The organism is Comamonas aquatica NBRC 14918, assembly GCF_000739875.1.
Classification (GTDB): Bacteria; Pseudomonadota; Gammaproteobacteria; order Burkholderiales; family Burkholderiaceae_C; genus Comamonas; species Comamonas aquatica.
This window is the reverse complement of record NZ_BBJR01000081.1, coordinates 1-15,962: the sequence shown is the minus strand read 5'-3', so window position 1 is coordinate 15,962 and position 15,962 is coordinate 1. Positions and strand designations below refer to the sequence as shown.

16 protein-coding genes and 2 tRNA genes are annotated in these 15,962 nt (G+C 63.8%); 14 read left to right on the top strand and 4 right to left on the bottom strand.

Translation table 11 applies throughout. The features are described from left to right. Positions 1-27 precede the first annotated feature (27 nt). From CA2_RS16375 to pdxA, 3 genes are all read left to right on the top strand, one after another. Entirely contained in the window at positions 28-1,359 is a 1,332-nt protein-coding gene (locus CA2_RS16375; protein ID WP_042419930.1) for an MFS transporter, read from the top strand. Between the two features lie 85 nt (positions 1,360-1,444). Continuing rightward, positions 1,445-2,194, top strand: a complete 750-nt coding sequence (locus CA2_RS16370) for a Nif3-like dinuclear metal center hexameric protein (protein WP_042419927.1) — start codon at positions 1,445-1,447, stop codon at positions 2,192-2,194. Between the two features lie 174 nt (positions 2,195-2,368). After that, positions 2,369-3,418, top strand: coding sequence for a 4-hydroxythreonine-4-phosphate dehydrogenase PdxA (pdxA, locus tag CA2_RS16365; protein ID WP_042419925.1), 1,050 nt, complete (start codon positions 2,369-2,371; stop codon positions 3,416-3,418). Between the two features lie 75 nt (positions 3,419-3,493). Here pdxA and mscL read toward each other — a convergent pair whose 3' ends face one another. Beyond that, on the bottom strand, positions 3,494-3,922 hold the full coding sequence (gene mscL / locus CA2_RS16360; RefSeq protein ID WP_042419922.1) for a large conductance mechanosensitive channel protein MscL: 429 nt from the start codon (positions 3,920-3,922) through the stop codon (positions 3,494-3,496). A gap of 148 nt (positions 3,923-4,070) precedes the next feature. On the opposite strand from mscL, the gene petA reads away from it, so the two are divergent. The 7 genes from petA (at position 4,071) to CA2_RS16325 (ending at position 8,443) form a co-directional block, all read left to right on the top strand. After that, on the top strand, positions 4,071-4,667 hold the full coding sequence (petA, locus tag CA2_RS16355; protein ID WP_042419919.1) for a ubiquinol-cytochrome c reductase iron-sulfur subunit: 597 nt from the start codon (positions 4,071-4,073) through the stop codon (positions 4,665-4,667). 15 nt (positions 4,668-4,682) lie between these two features. Next, entirely contained in the window at positions 4,683-6,098 is a 1,416-nt protein-coding gene (locus CA2_RS16350) for a cytochrome b (RefSeq protein WP_042419916.1), read from the top strand. A 17-nt stretch (positions 6,099-6,115) separates the two neighbouring features. Beyond that, the gene (locus tag CA2_RS16345; protein WP_042419913.1) at positions 6,116-6,874 is read left to right on the top strand and encodes a cytochrome c1; all 759 of its coding nucleotides are present in this window, start codon (positions 6,116-6,118) and stop codon (positions 6,872-6,874) included. 108 nt (positions 6,875-6,982) lie between these two features. Further along, positions 6,983-7,594, top strand: coding sequence for a glutathione S-transferase N-terminal domain-containing protein (locus CA2_RS16340; protein ID WP_042419909.1), 612 nt, complete (start codon positions 6,983-6,985; stop codon positions 7,592-7,594). Positions 7,595-7,649: 55 nt separating this feature from the next. Then, the gene (locus CA2_RS16335) at positions 7,650-8,180 is read left to right on the top strand and encodes a ClpXP protease specificity-enhancing factor (protein WP_042419906.1); all 531 of its coding nucleotides are present in this window, start codon (positions 7,650-7,652) and stop codon (positions 8,178-8,180) included. 47 nt (positions 8,181-8,227) lie between these two features. After that, positions 8,228-8,303 (top strand) — tRNA-Thr (locus CA2_RS16330). Positions 8,304-8,367: 64 nt separating this feature from the next. After that, positions 8,368-8,443 (top strand) — tRNA-Thr (locus tag CA2_RS16325). A gap of 58 nt (positions 8,444-8,501) precedes the next feature. Here the strand turns inward: CA2_RS16325 and CA2_RS16320 are convergent. Next, positions 8,502-8,828 (bottom strand): DciA family protein, encoded by a 327-nt coding sequence (locus CA2_RS16320; protein ID WP_042419902.1) that lies wholly within the window; start codon positions 8,826-8,828, stop codon positions 8,502-8,504. A gap of 228 nt (positions 8,829-9,056) precedes the next feature. Between CA2_RS16320 and secA the strand changes: the two genes are divergently transcribed. From secA to CA2_RS16300, 4 genes are all read left to right on the top strand, one after another. Further along, positions 9,057-11,777 carry a preprotein translocase subunit SecA gene (gene secA / locus CA2_RS16315; protein WP_042419899.1) on the top strand — a complete coding sequence of 907 codons (2,721 nt, stop codon included), beginning with the start codon at positions 9,057-9,059 and terminating at the stop codon, positions 11,775-11,777. Positions 11,778-11,879: 102 nt separating this feature from the next. Beyond that, positions 11,880-13,109 carry a bifunctional glutamate N-acetyltransferase/amino-acid acetyltransferase ArgJ gene (argJ, locus tag CA2_RS16310; protein ID WP_042419896.1) on the top strand — a complete coding sequence of 410 codons (1,230 nt, stop codon included), beginning with the start codon at positions 11,880-11,882 and terminating at the stop codon, positions 13,107-13,109. Positions 13,110-13,375: 266 nt separating this feature from the next. Continuing rightward, the gene (locus CA2_RS16305; protein ID WP_042419893.1) at positions 13,376-14,308 is read left to right on the top strand and encodes an ATP-binding protein; all 933 of its coding nucleotides are present in this window, start codon (positions 13,376-13,378) and stop codon (positions 14,306-14,308) included. A gap of 21 nt (positions 14,309-14,329) precedes the next feature. Then, positions 14,330-14,791, top strand: a complete 462-nt coding sequence (locus tag CA2_RS16300; protein ID WP_174435628.1) for a (deoxy)nucleoside triphosphate pyrophosphohydrolase — start codon at positions 14,330-14,332, stop codon at positions 14,789-14,791. 102 nt (positions 14,792-14,893) lie between these two features. Here the strand turns inward: CA2_RS16300 and CA2_RS16295 are convergent, their stop codons facing one another. Then, positions 14,894-15,103, bottom strand: coding sequence for a DNA gyrase inhibitor YacG (locus CA2_RS16295; protein ID WP_042419888.1), 210 nt, complete (start codon positions 15,101-15,103; stop codon positions 14,894-14,896). A gap of 26 nt (positions 15,104-15,129) precedes the next feature. After that, on the bottom strand, positions 15,130-15,885 hold the full coding sequence (gene zapD / locus CA2_RS16290) for a cell division protein ZapD (protein WP_042419933.1): 756 nt from the start codon (positions 15,883-15,885) through the stop codon (positions 15,130-15,132). Positions 15,886-15,962 lie beyond the last annotated feature (77 nt).

Below are 15,962 nucleotides of genomic sequence, written 5' to 3'. Positions count from 1 at the left end.
CGATTCAGTTTCTGGAAAGACAACCCAATGAGTAAGCACCCGAATGCACAAGCCCACCAGGTGGCGGGCGGTGCACACCATCGTCCTTTGAACCGTGAGGACTACAAGACCCTGAGCCTGTCGGCCCTGGGCGGCACGCTGGAGTTCTATGACTTCGTCGTGTTCGTGTTCTTCGCCAACGTGATTGGCGCATTGTTCTTCCCCGCCGACCTGCCCGACTGGATGCGCCAGCTGCAGACCCTTGGCATCTTCGCCGCCGGCTACCTGGCGCGCCCCCTGGGCGGCATCATCATCGCCCACTACGGCGACAAGATCGGTCGCAAGAAGATGTTCACGCTGTCCATCTTCCTGATGGCCGTGCCCACCCTGGTCATCGGCCTGCTGCCCACCTACGAGACCCTGGGCATCGCTGCGCCCCTGCTGCTGCTGCTGATGCGCGTGCTGCAAGGCGCAGCCATCGGCGGTGAAATGCCGGGCGCCTGGGTGTTCGTGGCCGAGCACTCGCCCGCCCGCAACTACGGCCTGGCCATCGGCACGCTGACCTCGGGCATCACCGGCGGCATCTTCCTGGGCTCCATCTTCGGCGTCTGGCTCAACAGCACCTACACCCAGGCCGAAATCCACGACTGGGCCTGGCGCATGCCCTTCATCGTGGGCGGCGTGCTGGGCCTGGTGTCGGTGTACCTGCGCCGCTTCCTGCACGAAACCCCGCTGTTCAAGGACCTGCAAAAGCGCAAGGCCGCGGACGCCGAGATGCCCATCAAGACCATCCTGCGCGAGCACAAGCAGGCCTGCTGGCTGGTGGCCCTGATGACCTGGGTGCTGTCGACCGCCGTGGTGGTGGTGGTGCTGATGACGCCGTCCTACCTGCAGAAGGTGTTCCACATCGCCCCCGCCGACGCCATGACCGCCAACGCCGTGGCCACCGTCACCCTGACCCTGGGCTGCGTGTTCTGGGGCTGGCTGAACGACAAGATCGGCACCCGCTGGACCATGGTGCTGGGCTGGGGCGGCATGGCTGTGACGGCCTACCTGTTCTACCTGGGCCTGCCCGGTCAGGACACCCTGGTGGCGCGCTATGCGCTGGTGGGCTTCTTCGTCGGCTCCATCTCGCTGCTGCCCATCGTCGGCGTGCGCGCCTTCCCCGTGGCGGTGCGTTTCACCGGCCTGTCCTTTGCCTACAACATGGCCTATGCCGTGTTCGGCGGCCTGACCCCCATGCTGGTGTCCGTGTGGCAGCAGGTGGACGTGATGGCACCCGCCCACTACGTGGCGGCCATGGGCGTGCTGGGCGCGGCCATCGGTCTGTTCTGGCCCATGGCTTCGCGCGGCTGGCAGCCCAAGGTGCAGCACGGCTGATCGGTCGTTGACCTGTGGCATGGAGGGCAGCTTCGGCTGCCCTTTTGCATGCAGGGGCCTGCCATGGCTTGGCACAATCGGCCCCATGATCCAGCGACAAGACCTTCTCGCCCATTTCGATGGCCTGCTGCAGCCCGAGCGCTTCAAGGACTACGGACCGAATGGTCTGCAGGTCGAAGGCAAGGTCAAGATCCGCCACCTCGTCAGCGGCGTCACGGCCAGCCGGGCGCTGATCGAGGCCGCGATTGCCGATGGTGCCGATGCCATCTTCGTGCACCACGGCCTGTTCTGGCGCGGCATGGATGGGCGCATCACCGGCTGGATGAAGGAACGCATCCGCCTGCTGTTGGCACACGACATCAGTCTGTTCGCCTACCACCTGCCGCTGGACGCCCACCCCGAGCTGGGCAACAACGCGCAGCTGGGCGCCCGGTTGGGCGTGCAGGCCAGAGGCAGCTTTGGCGAGCAAGCACTGGGCTTGGTGGGCGATGTGCAGTTTGCCAACGCCGATGCCCTGGCCGCCCATGTGCAGGCTGTGCTGGGCCGGCCCGTGACCTGCGTCAGCGGCGCGCCGCAACAGGCCATCCGCCGCCTGGCGTGGTGCACGGGCGGGGCCCAGGGCTTTTATGAAAGCGCCCTGGCGGCCGGCGCCGATGCCTACCTCACCGGGGAAATCTCCGAGCCCCAGGCCCACCTGGCGCGCGAGACCAGTTCCACCTTCATCGCCGCGGGCCACCATGCGACCGAGCGCTACGGCGCACCCGCGGTGGCGGCCCATGTGGCCGCCGCACTGGGCCTGAGCCACCGCTTCATCGAGATCGATAATCCGGCCTGAGCGTGGCGCGCCCGTGCCTGGGGGCTGGCGGTGCGGCCATCCCCAGCGGGGCGCACACCCCGCGGCGGAACGCGGCGCCATAGCTGCTGTGCCCCGCGCGCGGGTGGCTACGCAGCACTTTCACTATTTTCATAGCTGTCCGCGCATGCTGGATAAGCGCTGGAGGTTGATTTCATGTCCAACACCCACGCCATCGCCATCACCCAGGGAGATTCGGCCGGCATCGGCCCGGAGATCATTGCCAAGGCCTTCCGCGACCATGCGTCCGAGCTGCAGGGGTGTTTTGTGGCCGGGGATGTGGCCACGCTGCGCCGCGCGGCCCAGGCCATCACCGGGCCGGGCCAGGCGCACCTGCCGGTGGCGGTGATCGCTGCGCCGCAAGATGCGTGGACGGTGCCGCCGCGTTGCATCCCGGTGCTGCAGTTGCCGGACATGCCGCCCCCCGCGCCCTGGGGGCAGGTCAGCGCCCAGGCCGGCGCCGCGGCCGCGCACAGCGTGCAGTGGGCTGCGCGGGCGGCGCTGCGGGGGGAGATCGCCGCCCTGGTGACCGCGCCCCTGCACAAGGAGGCGCTGCATGCGGCCGGCGTGGATTACCCCGGCCACACCGAACTGCTGCAGGCCGAGGCCGCCGCGCACGCCGGCGTTGGGCTTGCGCAGATGCCGGTGCGCATGATGCTGGCCAACCACGAGCTGCGCACCGTGCTGGTCAGCATCCATGTCTCGCTGCGCCAGGCCATCGAGGCCGTGACCTTCGACAACGTGCTGCAGACGCTGCGCATCACCCATGATGCGCTGACGCGCATGCTGGGCCGAGCGCCGCGCATCGGCGTGGCCGGGCTGAACCCGCATGCGGGGGAAGGGGGGCTGTTCGGCCAGGAAGAGTTGACCATCATCGCGCCGGCCGTGGCGGCCGCGCGGGCCGAGCAGATCGACGCACAAGGCCCGTTTGCACCCGACACCATCTTCATGCGCGCAAGGGATGTTGATGCGCGAGCAGGGGAATTCGACGTGGTGTTGGCGATGTACCACGACCAAGGGTTGATCCCGGTCAAATATTTGGGTGTTGAGCAAGGGGTGAACGTGACCCTGGGTCTGCCGCTGGTGCGCACCAGCCCGGACCACGGCACAGCCTTCGATATTGCGGGCCAGGGCGTGGCCGATGCCTCCAGCCTGCTGGAGGCCGTGCGCATGGCACAGCGCCTGTCGGCGCCCGCACAGGGCTGAAAGACACAGGCCGCAGCTTGCGGTGCGGCCTGTGGGGGGACGGTCGGCGCAACCGCCGGACCAGCGGTGGCTGGATCAGCGGCGCAGCTGGTCGCGGATTTCGCGCAGCAGCAGCACCTCTTCCGGGGTGACTTCGGGGGCGGGCGGGGCAACGGGCGCCTCGCGCTTCAAGCGGTTGATTTGCTTGATCATTAGGAAAATGATGAAGGCCAGGATCGCGAAATTCACCGCCACGGTGATGAAGTTGCCATAGGCAAACACCGGGATACCGGCCGTCTTGAGGGCTGCCAGGGTGCGTGGCGTGCCCTCCGGAATGGTGCCCAGCACCACGAACAGGTTGGAGAAGTCGAGCTTGCCGAACACCAAGCCCACGACCGGCATGATGAGGTCATTGACCACCGAGTCCACGATCTTGCCGAAGGCCCCGCCGATGATGACACCCACGGCCAGATCGATCACATTGCCCTTGATGGCGAACTCGCGAAATTCTTGCATCATCCCCATACGCCTACTCCACAAATCGGTTGAGATGCGCAATATTGCGTGATCTAACGCAAAAGTAGTGTCAGACGCGTGCTTGGATTCCTGAATTTCGCTCCGCTACAATTTCCCGATTGTCCCTATACCTAGCGATGTTTTATCGAGGATCCCCATGAGCGAAACACCTGTCGACTCCAGCAAACGGACGTGGATCATCACGTCTGCCTGCGCTGGCGCGGTAGGCGGCGTGGCAGCCGCTGTCCCCTTTGTGAGTACCTTCCAGCCTTCGGAGAAGGCCAAGGCCGCAGGTGCCGCGGTGGAGGTCGATATCTCGGCCTTGCAGCCCGGCCAGAAGATCACGGTGGAGTGGCGCGGCAAGCCAGTCTGGATCGTCAAGCGCACCAAGGAGCAGCTGGACGAGCTGGCCAGCCTGGATGCTCAGCTGGCGGATCCCGACTCGCAGCGCAAGCCTGCCGAGCTAACCCCTGCCTACGCCCGAAACACCTGGCGCTCCATCAAGCCCGAGATCCTGGTGGCCGTCGGTATCTGCTCGCACTTGGGTTGCTCGCCCACGGACAAGTTTGTGGCCGGTGCCCAACCCTCCCTGCCCAGCGACTGGAAGGGCGGCTTCCTGTGTCCTTGCCACGGCTCGACCTTTGACATGGCTGGCCGTGTGTTCAAGAACAAGCCCGCGCCCGACAACCTGGAAGTGCCGCCCCACATCTACCTGTCGGAGACCAAGCTCCTGATCGGTGAAGACAAGGCTTGAGGGAGTTAAAACGACATGGCCCACGAATTCAAAGACATCGATCCCAACGCGTCCACGGGCGCCAAGGTGACGAACTGGTTCGAGAACCGTTTCCCCACGGCATTCTCGGCCTACAAGGTTCACATGTCGGAGTATTACGCTCCGAAGAACTTCAACTTCTGGTACATCTTCGGCTCGCTGGCGCTGCTGGTGCTGGTGATCCAGATCGTGACCGGTATCTTCCTGGTCATGCACTACAAGCCCGACGCCGAGAAGGCATTCGCTTCGGTGGAATACATCATGCGGGATGTGCCCTGGGGTTGGCTGATCCGCTATATGCACTCCACGGGGGCGTCGGCCTTCTTCGTGGTGGTGTACCTGCACATGTTCCGCGGTCTGCTGTACGGTTCGTACCGTAAGCCGCGCGAACTGGTCTGGATTTTCGGTTGCGCCATCTTCCTGGCGCTGATGGCCGAAGCCTTCATGGGCTACCTGCTGCCCTGGGGCCAGATGTCGTACTGGGGTGCCCAGGTGATCGTGAACCTGTTTGCCGCGATTCCCTTTGTCGGTCCTGATCTGGCAATCCTGATCCGTGGCGACTACGTGGTGGGCGATGCCACACTGAACCGCTTCTTCAGCTTCCACGTGATCGCCGTGCCCCTGGTGCTGCTGGGTCTGGTGGTGGCGCACTTGCTGGCGCTGCACGACGTGGGTTCGAACAACCCCGATGGCGTGGAAATCAAGGCGCCCGGTGCGCCCAAGGATGCCAAGGGCAACCCCCTGGATGGCATCCCCTTCCACCCCTACTACACCGTGCACGACATCTTTGGCGTGGCTGTGTTCCTGTTCCTGTTCTCGGCGGTGGTGTTCTTTGCCCCCGAGTTCGGTGGCTACTTCCTGGAATACAACAACTTCATTCCTGCGGACCCGCTGAAGACACCGGCGCACATTGCCCCCGTGTGGTACTTCACACCGTTCTACTCCATGCTGCGTGCGATCACCTCCGAGATGATGTACGTGCTGGTGGCCTGTGTGGTGCTGGCTGCGGCGTTCACCGCTTTCAAGGCCAAGATGGCCGGCTTGTTCAAGCTGGTGCTGGTGGGGGCCGCCGTGGTGGCTGTGGCGCTGATGCTGGCGATCGATGCCAAGTTCTGGGGCGTGGTGGTGATGGGCGGTGCCGTGATCATCCTGTTTGCCCTGCCCTGGCTGGATCTGAGCCCGGTCAAGTCGATTCGCTATCGCCCAAGCTGGCACAAGTACCTGTATGCGGTGTTTGTGGTGAATTTCCTGATCCTGGGCTACCTGGGGGTGCAGGCGCCTTCGCCGATTGGCGAGCGTGTGTCGCAGGTCGGTACGCTGTTTTACTTCGGCTTCTTCCTGCTGATGCCCTGGTGGAGCCAGTTGGGAACGCCCAAGCCCGTGCCTGACCGCGTGAATTTCAAGCCCCACTGAGCTAGGAGCGAACAACAATGAAAAAACTGATTCTCACGCTGTTGACCGCTCTGGGTCTGGCAGGCGGCGTGCACGCTGCCGGTGGTGGTCTGATTGCCCTGGACAAGGCACCGGTGGATGTGTCCAACCAGGCCTCCTTGCAAAACGGCGCCAAGCTGTTTGTGAACTACTGCCTGGGCTGCCACTCGGCGGCGTCCATGCGCTTCAACCGTCTCAAGGACATCGGGCTGACCGATCAACAGATCAAGGACAACCTGCTGTTCACCACCGATAAGGTGGGTGAAACCATGGTGGCGGCGGTGGACCCCAAGCAGGCCAAGGAGTGGTTTGGCGCCAATCCGCCGGATCTGTCGGTGATCGCGCGCTCGCGCGCCAGCGCCCAAGGTTCGGGGGCGGACTACCTGTACACCTTCCTGCGCACGTTCTACCGTGATGAGGCCAAGGCCACTGGCTGGAACAATCTGGTGTTCCCCTCGGTCGGCATGCCGCATGCGCTGTGGCAGCTGCAGGGTGAACGCCATGCGATCCTGGAAAATGTCGAGGTGCATGGTCAAAACACCCAGGTGTTCAAGGGCTGGGAAACCATTTCTCCGGGCACAATGAGCGCACAAGAGTACGATCAGGCCGTCGGTGATTTGGTGAACTTCCTGCAATGGATGGGGGAGCCAGCCCAAAATACACGCATTCGCGTCGGTGTGGGCGTCTTGATCTTCCTGGGCATCTTCATTCTGATTGCCTGGAGATTGAACGCCGCATTCTGGAAAGACGTCAAATAAATAGATAGACTGCAGCCGCTTTGCATTTCGGTGCAGAAACGGTTTGGTCACAGCGGAGTGGGCGCTTTTGAAGCGTCCCACTCTTTTTGATTTTTAGGAGCTTCCGCCATGATGGTGCTTTACTCGGGAACGACTTGCCCATATTCCCACCGCTGCCGCTTTGTGCTGTTTGAAAAGGGAATGGACTTCGAGATCCGTGATGTGGACTTGTACAACAAGCCCGAAGAGATCGCGGCGATGAACCCTTATGGCCAGGTGCCGATCCTGGTCGAGCGCGATCTGATCCTGTACGAGTCGAACATCATCAATGAGTACATCGACGAGCGCTTCCCCCACCCCCAACTGATGCCTGGCGATCCGGTGGATCGTGCGCGCGTGCGCCTGTTCCTGCTGAACTTCGAAAAGGAGTTGTTCGTGCATGTGAACACGCTGGAGCAGCGCAACGTCAAGGGCAACGAAAAGGACGTGGAAAAGGCCCGTCAGCACATTCGTGACCGTCTGACGCAGTTGGCTCCCGTGTTCCTGAAGAACAAATACATGCTGGGCGAGGGCTTCTCCATGCTGGATGTGGCGATTGCGCCCCTGCTGTGGCGCCTGGACTACTACGGCATTGAGCTGAGCAAGAACGCCGCGCCGTTGCTGAAGTACGCCGAGCGCATCTTCTCGCGCCCCGCCTACATTGAAGCGCTGACACCTTCCGAGAAGGTGATGCGCAAGTAATTGCGCCTGTCCCGAGCACCGATCTACTGCTTTTGCTGTTTGCTGGAATTTGTACATGAACGAGCCCACCACCACTTCGACACGGCCGTACCTGATTCGTGCCATTCATGAGTGGTGCTCGGACAATGGCTTGACGCCCTACCTGTCCGTGCGCGTGGACCGTTCTGTGCAGGTGCCCCGCGAGTTTGTGAACGAGGGCGAGATCGTGCTCAACGTCAGCTATGACGCCACGGGCAGCCTGCAGTTGGGCAACGAGTTCATTGAATTCAAGGCTCGTTTTGGCGGCAAGCCGCGCGACATCATGGTGCCGGTGGAGCGTGTGCAGGCGATTTATGCCCGTGAATCGGGGCAAGGTATGTCGTTCCCGGTGGTGGACGATGTGTTGGCAGATGTGCCGGACGAGGTGCTGGATGTGGCAGGCGCTGTGGACGTGGCGTCGCCAGAAGCTGCTGCGCCTGACGAGCCCGCGCCCGCACAGGTTGTGCAGCTGGCCACTTCCGGCACCAAGCCGCAGGTGGAGGAGGGTGACGAACCGCGTCCTCCCACGCCTGCGACAGGTCGTCCCGCCCTCAAGCTGGTGAAGTAGGCGGATATTTTTTCGGCCGTGAAACTTGTATTAGAATCGCGGTCTTCGCCGGTTTAGCTCAGTTGGTAGAGCACCCGCCTTGTAAGCGGTAGGTCGTCAGTTCGAATCCGACAACCGGCACCATCTCTGGTGCTTTTTCTTTGAAGTACCTTGTCCCTTCGGCAGCCTCTGGCCTGTGTTGCGGACCGCCGGTTTAGCTCAGTTGGTAGAGCACCCGCCTTGTAAGCGGTAGGTCGTCAGTTCGAATCCGACAACCGGCACCATCCATTGTTCTGATCACAATCCCCACATGCTGGGATGCCTGCGTTCGCAGTTCCAGTTTCACAGCGGGCTTTGCCACGGAGCAGCGTGCAGCACCTTGAGCTGGATGCGTGCCACGTTCCAGCCTTTGGTGCGCAGGTGGGCCTCCAGTCCCGGCAGCAGATAGCGGACCTTGGTGGCAGCAGCCGATGTCTTGACCAGCAACCACCAGGTGTCACCTTCAATCGGTCCAGCCTGCACGCTGTGGCGCAAGCCGGGCGGGAGCAGGGGGGTGATGGCCTTCAGGCGCGCATTCGCCTCCCGGGCCTGGCCGATCAGCTGGGACAGGGCGGGGGAGGCCTGGGAGGCTTGTTCCAGCGAAATGGCGAAATGGCGGCGCGAATGCATGATCGAGTATCCGGATGGGGCTCACATTATCCGTGTCTTGCGTTGTATGTGGGTGCATGCGGCATCCCTGTGGGTGCTGAAGTGAAAGCGGCAGTTAGAATCAATTTTTGGCTTTCAGCCGATGGGCTCTTGCTTTATCGCTGAATGAGCCCATCTGCATGGCAACTCTACATTAGGGATTTGGCCGCTTCCGGTGCCCATGGCGACTGGTGCGCGGCTTCCGTTCGCATGGTCAACTTTCTCACCAAACTTTTCGGCAGCCGCAACGATCGGCTTCTCAAGCAGTACCGCAAGACGGTGGCGCGCATCAATGCGATGGAGCCTGAGCTGGAAAAGCTCGATGACCAGGCGCTGAAGGCCAAAACCCAGGAGTTCCAGTCACGCTTGGTCCAGGGCGAGGCCCTGGACGATTTGCTGCCCGAAGCCTTCGCCGTGGTGCGCGAGGCTTCCAAGCGCGTGCTGAAGATGCGCCACTTCGATGTGCAGCTGATGGGGGGCATCGGCTTGCACCAGGGCAAGATTTCGGAAATGCGCACGGGCGAAGGCAAGACGCTGACCTCGACCCTGCCGGTGTACCTGAATGCGCTGACCGGCAAGGGCGTGCACGTGGTGACCGTGAACGACTACCTGGCCAGCCGCGATGCGGAGACCATGCGCCCGCTCTACCACTTCCTGGGCCTGTCCGTGGGGGTGAACCTGCCCCAGGCGCCGCGCGAGGAAAAGCAACTGGCCTACCTGGCCGACATCACCTACGGCACCAACAACGAGTACGGTTTCGACTACCTGCGCGACAACATGGTCTACGACAAGGCCGATCGCGTGCAGCGGGGCCTGAACTACGCCATCGTCGACGAGGTGGACTCCATCCTGATCGACGAGGCACGCACGCCGCTGATCATCTCCGGCCAGGCCGATGACAACACGGCCATGTACCAGGCCATCAACCAGCTGGCGCCCCAACTGGTGCGCCAGGAGGGCGAGGCCGACCCCCGCACGGGCGAAGGCGTGACCAAGCCCGGCGACTTCACGGTCGATGAAAAGAGCCACCAGGTGTTCCTGACCGAAGACGGTCACGAAAAGGCGGAGCAGATACTGACCGCCGCTGGCCTGCTGGCCGAAGGCGCATCGCTGTATGACCCCTCCAACATCGCGCTGGTGCACCACCTGTACGCCGCCCTGCGTGCCCACCACATCTACCACCGTGACCAGCACTATGTGGTGCAAAACGGTGAAGTGGTCATCGTGGACGAGTTCACCGGCCGTTTGATGAGCGGCCGCCGCTGGAGCGAAGGCCTGCACCAGGCCGTGGAAGCCAAGGAAGGTGTGGCCATCCAGGCCGAGAACCAGACCATGGCCTCCATCACCTTCCAGAACTACTTCCGCCTGTACAGCAAGCTGGCTGGCATGACGGGCACTGCGGATACGGAAGCCTTTGAATTCCAGAGCATCTATGGCCTGGAAACCGTGGTCATCCCGCCGAACAAGCCCAGCCGCCGCGAGGACCAGCTGGACCGCGTCTACAAGACCACGCAGGAAAAGTACAACGCCGCGATCGACGACATCCGTGCGTGCCATGAGCGCGGCCAGCCCGTGCTCGTGGGCACGACCTCGATTGAGAACTCGGAAATCATTGCACAGCTGCTGAACCAGGCGGGTCTGCCCCACCAGGTGCTGAACGCCAAGCAGCACGCCAAGGAGGCGGACATCATCGCCCAGGCGGGTCGCAAGGGCATGATCACCATCGCCACCAACATGGCGGGCCGTGGTACCGACATCGTGCTGGGCGGCAACATCAGCAAGCAGGAAGCGGAGATCGCCCACAATCCCGAGCTGGATGACGCCGCCAAGGCCGAGCAGATCGCTGCGCTGCACGCGCAGTGGCGCCAGGACCACGAAGAGGTCAAGGCACTGGGCGGCTTGCGCATCATCGCCACCGAACGCCATGAGTCGCGCCGCATCGACAACCAGCTGCGTGGCCGCTCCGGCCGCCAGGGCGACCCCGGCTCCTCGCGCTTCTACCTCAGCCTGGACGACCAACTGATGCGCATCTTCGCGGGCGACCGCGTGCGCGCCATCATGGACCGCCTGAAGATGCCCGAAGGCGAAGCCATCGAGGCAGGCATCGTGACCCGCTCCATCGAGTCGGCACAGCGCAAGGTCGAGGCGCGCAACTTCGACATGCGCAAGCAGCTGCTGGAATACGACGACGTGTCCAACGACCAGCGCAAGGTCATCTACCAGCAGCGCAACGAGATCCTGGATGCCGAGGATCTGACCGAAATGATCAACGTCATGCGCGAGGACTGCGTGGCCGATCTGGTCCGCCAGTACGTGCCGGCCGAATCCATGGAAGAGCAGTGGAACCTGCCGGCGCTGGAGAAGGCGCTGGCCGAGTGGCACGTGTCCGTGGACCTGCAGGGCATGATCAAGGACTCGGACAGCATCACCGACGAAGAGATCCTGGAAACCTGCGTCCAGGCCGCCAACGACCTCTACCAGGGCAAGCTGGACCTGGTGGGCTCCGAGCAGTTCATGAACTTCCAGCGTGCCGTGCTGCTGCAAAGCTTCGACACCAACTGGCGCGACCACCTGGCGGCGCTGGACTACCTGCGCCAGGGCATCCACCTGCGCGGCTTTGCGCAAAAGCAGCCCAAGCAGGAATACAAGCGCGAGGCCTTCGAGCTGTTCCGCCAGCTGATCGACCAGGTCAAGAACGAAGTCACGCGCGTGCTGCTGACCGTGCGCATCCAGCAGCCCGAGCAGCTGGACCAGGCGGCGCAAAGCATCGAAGACCGCGCCGAACATGTGCCCGGCATGAACTACTCGTCCGCCGATGGCGACAAGAGCGACAGCTTCGAGCTGCCGCCCGGCGCGCGCGTGGGGCGCAACGACCCCTGCCCCTGCGGGAGCGGCCAGAAGTTCAAGAACTGCCACGGCAAGCTGAGCTGATACGGCACGCTTCACCAAAGAACACACACGGGCTGCGGCCCGTGTTCTTTTTTGTCCCGATAATGGCTGTCTCACTGTTTTATCTCGGTAGGAAGTCCTGCAATGCCCGTGAATTTGCCCGTCCCCGTCGCCGCTGACCTGCATCCGGTTGCCGGTGTGCGCATTGGCGTCACCGAAGCCGGTGTGCGCAAAGCCAACCGCAAAGACCTGACCGTGTTCCTGCTGGACGAAGGTGCCAGCGTGGCCGGCGTGTTCACGCAGAACCGTTTCTGCGCGGCGCCCGTGCAGGTCAGTCGCGAGCATCTGGCGGCCGGGCAGGGCATCCGTGCCATCGTCATCAACACGGGCAATGCGAATGCCGGCACCGGTGCCGCCGGCCTGGCCAATGCCCGCGCCACCTGCGCGGCCCTGGCCCAGGCGCTGGGCGTGGCGCCCGAGCAGGTGCTGCCGTTTTCCACCGGCGTGATCATGGAAGAGCTGCCCGTGGACCGCATCGTCGCCGGCCTGCCCGCAGCCATCGCTGCGGCCCAATCCGACAACTGGGCCACTGCCGCCGCAGGCATCATGACCACCGACACCCAGCCCAAGGCCTACAGCCGCCAGGTGGTGCTGGGTGGCAAGACCGTCACCGTCACCGGCATCAGCAAGGGCGCGGGCATGATCCGCCCCAACATGGCCACCATGCTGGGCTATGTGGCTACCGATGCGGCAATCGCGCCCGCGCTGCTGCAGGATCTGGTCAAGGAACTGGCCGACGGCTCCTTCAACCGCGTGACCATCGACGGTGACACCTCCACCAACGACTCCTTCGTGCTGGTGGCCACGCACCAGGCCGGCAATGCCGAGGTGACGGGCTGGAGCAGCCCGGAGGCCCAGGCCTTGAAGGCCGCGCTGCTGGAGGTCTCGCGCCTGCTGGCCCAGGCCATCGTGCGCGACGGCGAAGGCGCGACCAAGTTCATCACCGTGCAGATCGACGGCGGCAAGACCGAGGAAGAATGCCGCCTGGCGGCCTATGCCATCGCGCACTCGCCCCTGGTCAAGACGGCCTTCTTCGCCTCCGACCCGAACCTGGGCCGCATCCTGGCGGCCGTGGGCTACGCCGGCATCACCGACCTGGACCAGACGAAGATCGACCTGTTCCTGGACGACGTGCACGTCGTCGTGAACGGTGGCCGCAACCCCGCCTACCAGGAGGCCGACGGCCAGCGCGTGATGAAGCAGCCCGAGATCACCGTGCGCGTGAACCTGGGCCGCGGCACGGCCAGCCAGACCGTTTGGACCTGCGACTTCAGCCACGACTACGTGACCATCAACGCCGACTACCGCTCCTGATGGGCGGGCTGCGCATGCGGTCCCCGACACGTCGTTTTGCCTCTCGCCGCAGCGCTGCTGCTGGCTTCGATGCAGCGCTGCGTTTTGACCGCCCTGCGGGCTGACCGTTTGCGTATGCCAGGGCCTGTCGATCAGGCCCTCTTGATTTCAGGAGCTGCCAGCGCGAGTGGAAGCGAGGTTTCAGTGTGTTTTTATATTGAAACCTCCTGTTCACCAGCGCTAGTAGCTATCAAAACCATGGGTGGAGACCTGCCGTGCAAGATGTGATGAATCCTTTGGAGCGTTTGGTGGAGCGGGCCGTGCAGCTGATGCAGCGCATCGAGTCGGTGCTGCCCCAGCCCCTGCAGGCACCGGCCGACTGGCATGCGGCCATCGCCTGGCGCTACCGCAAGCGTGCCAATGGCTGCGGTGTGCTGGAGCCGGTGCGCCATGTGGGCGCCATGCAGCTGTCGGACCTGCAGAACGTGGACGTGCAAAAGGACAAGATTGCGCGCAACACCGAGCAGTTCGTGCAAGGCCGCACGGCCAACAACGTGCTGCTGACGGGCGCGCGCGGCACGGGCAAGTCGTCGCTGATCCGCGCCTGCCTGCACGCCTATGCACCGCAGGGCCTGCGCCTGATCGAGGTGGACAAGGTGGACCTGACCGACCTGCCCGACATCGTCGACGTGGTGGCCGGCCGGCCCGAGAAATTCGTCATCTACTGCGACGACCTGAGCTTTGAGGAGGGCGAGCCCGGCTACAAGGCCATGAAGTCCATCCTGGATGGCTCGGTCTCTGCCGCCACGCCGAACGTGCTGGTCTACGCCACCAGCAACCGCCGCCACCTGCTGCCCGAGTACATGACCGACAACCTGACGCACTCCAAGGGCGAGCATGGCGAGATCCACCCCGGCGAGGTGGTGGAGGAGAAAATCTCCCTGTCCGAGCGCTTTGGCCTGTGGGTCAGCTTCTACCCCTTCAGCCAGGACGAGTACCTGCGCGTGGTGGCCCAGTGGCTGCGCGCCATGGGCCTGGACGATGCGGCGATTGCGGCCGCGCAGCCCGAGGCCCTGGTCTGGGCGCTGGAGCGTGGCTCGCGCAGCGGTCGCGTGGCCCAGCAGTTTGCGCGCGACTACGCCGGCCGCAGCGAACGCCCGGTGGCCGTGCGCCACCGGATTGCCGATGTCGATGGCCTGAGCGACGGCGCGGAAATTTGATTGTTTGAAAAGAGTCCCCCTGTGAGTACCTCTCCTTCCTGCCAACCCACCGAAGTCGCCGTGGGCGTGCTGATCCGCGAGAGCGACGGCGCCCTGCTCATCACCAGCCGCCCCGAGGGCAAGCCCCGCGCGGGCTGGTGGGAGTTCCCCGGCGGCAAGCTAGAAGCCGGCGAGAGCGTGGAGCAGGCCCTGCGCCGCGAGCTGCAGGAGGAGCTGGGCATCACCATCCGCAACTGCCTGGCCTGGAAGGTGACCGAGCATGCCTACAGCCATGCCCTGGTGCGCCTGCACTGGTGCAAGGTCACGCAGTGGGACGGCGATTTTGAGATGCGCGAAGGCCAGCAGATGGCCTGGCAGCAATTGCCCCTGAGCGTGCGCCCGGTGCTGGAAGGCTCGCTCCCCGTGCTGCAGTGGCTGAGCGAGGAGCGGGGGCTACCGTTCGATGCGGCCGTCTATGCCGAAACGGCGTTATCGGAAAAGTGAGCGGTCAGCGCGCTTGCCGTATGGATTAGGCACTTGAAGCACCTTCAAAACAAGTAAGGAGCTGCGCGTGCAGCTCCTTTTTTTGTGGGATGTGCCGCGCGCTCAGTCTTCGACACGCGGATCGCCGTACTGGTTGTCCTGCGGGGGCTGGGCAGGCAAGCGGAAGCTTTCAGCCGCCCAGGCGCCCAGGTCGATGTCTTTGCAGCGCTGGCTGCAAAACGGTCGCGCCGCATTCGTGGGGGCAAACAGGCTGGGCCCGCCGCAGGTAGGGCAGGGGACGGTGGTGGAGGGAAAAGAGGCAGCGTCTCGCATGGCCCAAGTCTGTCACAGACGCCGGGTCAGGCGCACAGCGTCAGCTCGAAAGCCGCATTTTCCGTGGTGACCTGCAGGCCACCGGCCTCGTTGGGGCGCAGCAGGCGCACGGACACCATCAGGCGGTTGGCGCTGATCTCGGGCACCAGGCCGGATTCCGCATCGATGCGCAGGCGCAGCAGCTGGTAGGGGCGTCCGGCCGGCAGCGCCTGCTGGAATTGCCCACCCATCGCGGCCACTTTCTGGGGGGAGCCGGTGTCGCGCACCAGGCTGAGCAGCAGGCCCAGCGAATCTGCCAGGGGCTGCAGGCATTGGATCCACTGGTGCAGGTCGGCCCGGCGCTCGGCCGCGGGTTTGTTCTGCCAGCGGTGGTAGGCGGGCAGGTCGAAGCTGCTGGTGCCGCCGGGAATGCTGATGCGGCTGCGGATGGCCATCAGCCAGTCGTTTTCCGTCAGCGGCTGCCCGGTCTTGCCGGTCTGGGCATGCAGGACGCTGTAGCACTGCTCCAGCTTGGCAATGATGCTGTCGAGCATGTCCTGCGCAATCGCCGGATTGTCACGCAGGCCTTCGAACAGGCTCTTGTGGCGGTCCAGGTCGCGCAGCAGGTCCGACTTGAGGTCGGCGCGGGCCGCCACTTCCATGATCTCGAAGATCGTTGCCAGGGCAAAGTGGTGGTCCACCGGCGATTCGCGCGTGACGAGTTCAAACAAACGCCGGAACAATTGTTCCAGTCGCAAATACGTGCGCAAGCGTTCGTTGAAAGGGTACTCGTAAAGAATCACGCTGGCGGTATCCCGGTGTGCTGAGGCGAAAAAATGGAGCTTGCACCAGCGGGCCAGCCCAAAGGGGCACTGGTTAC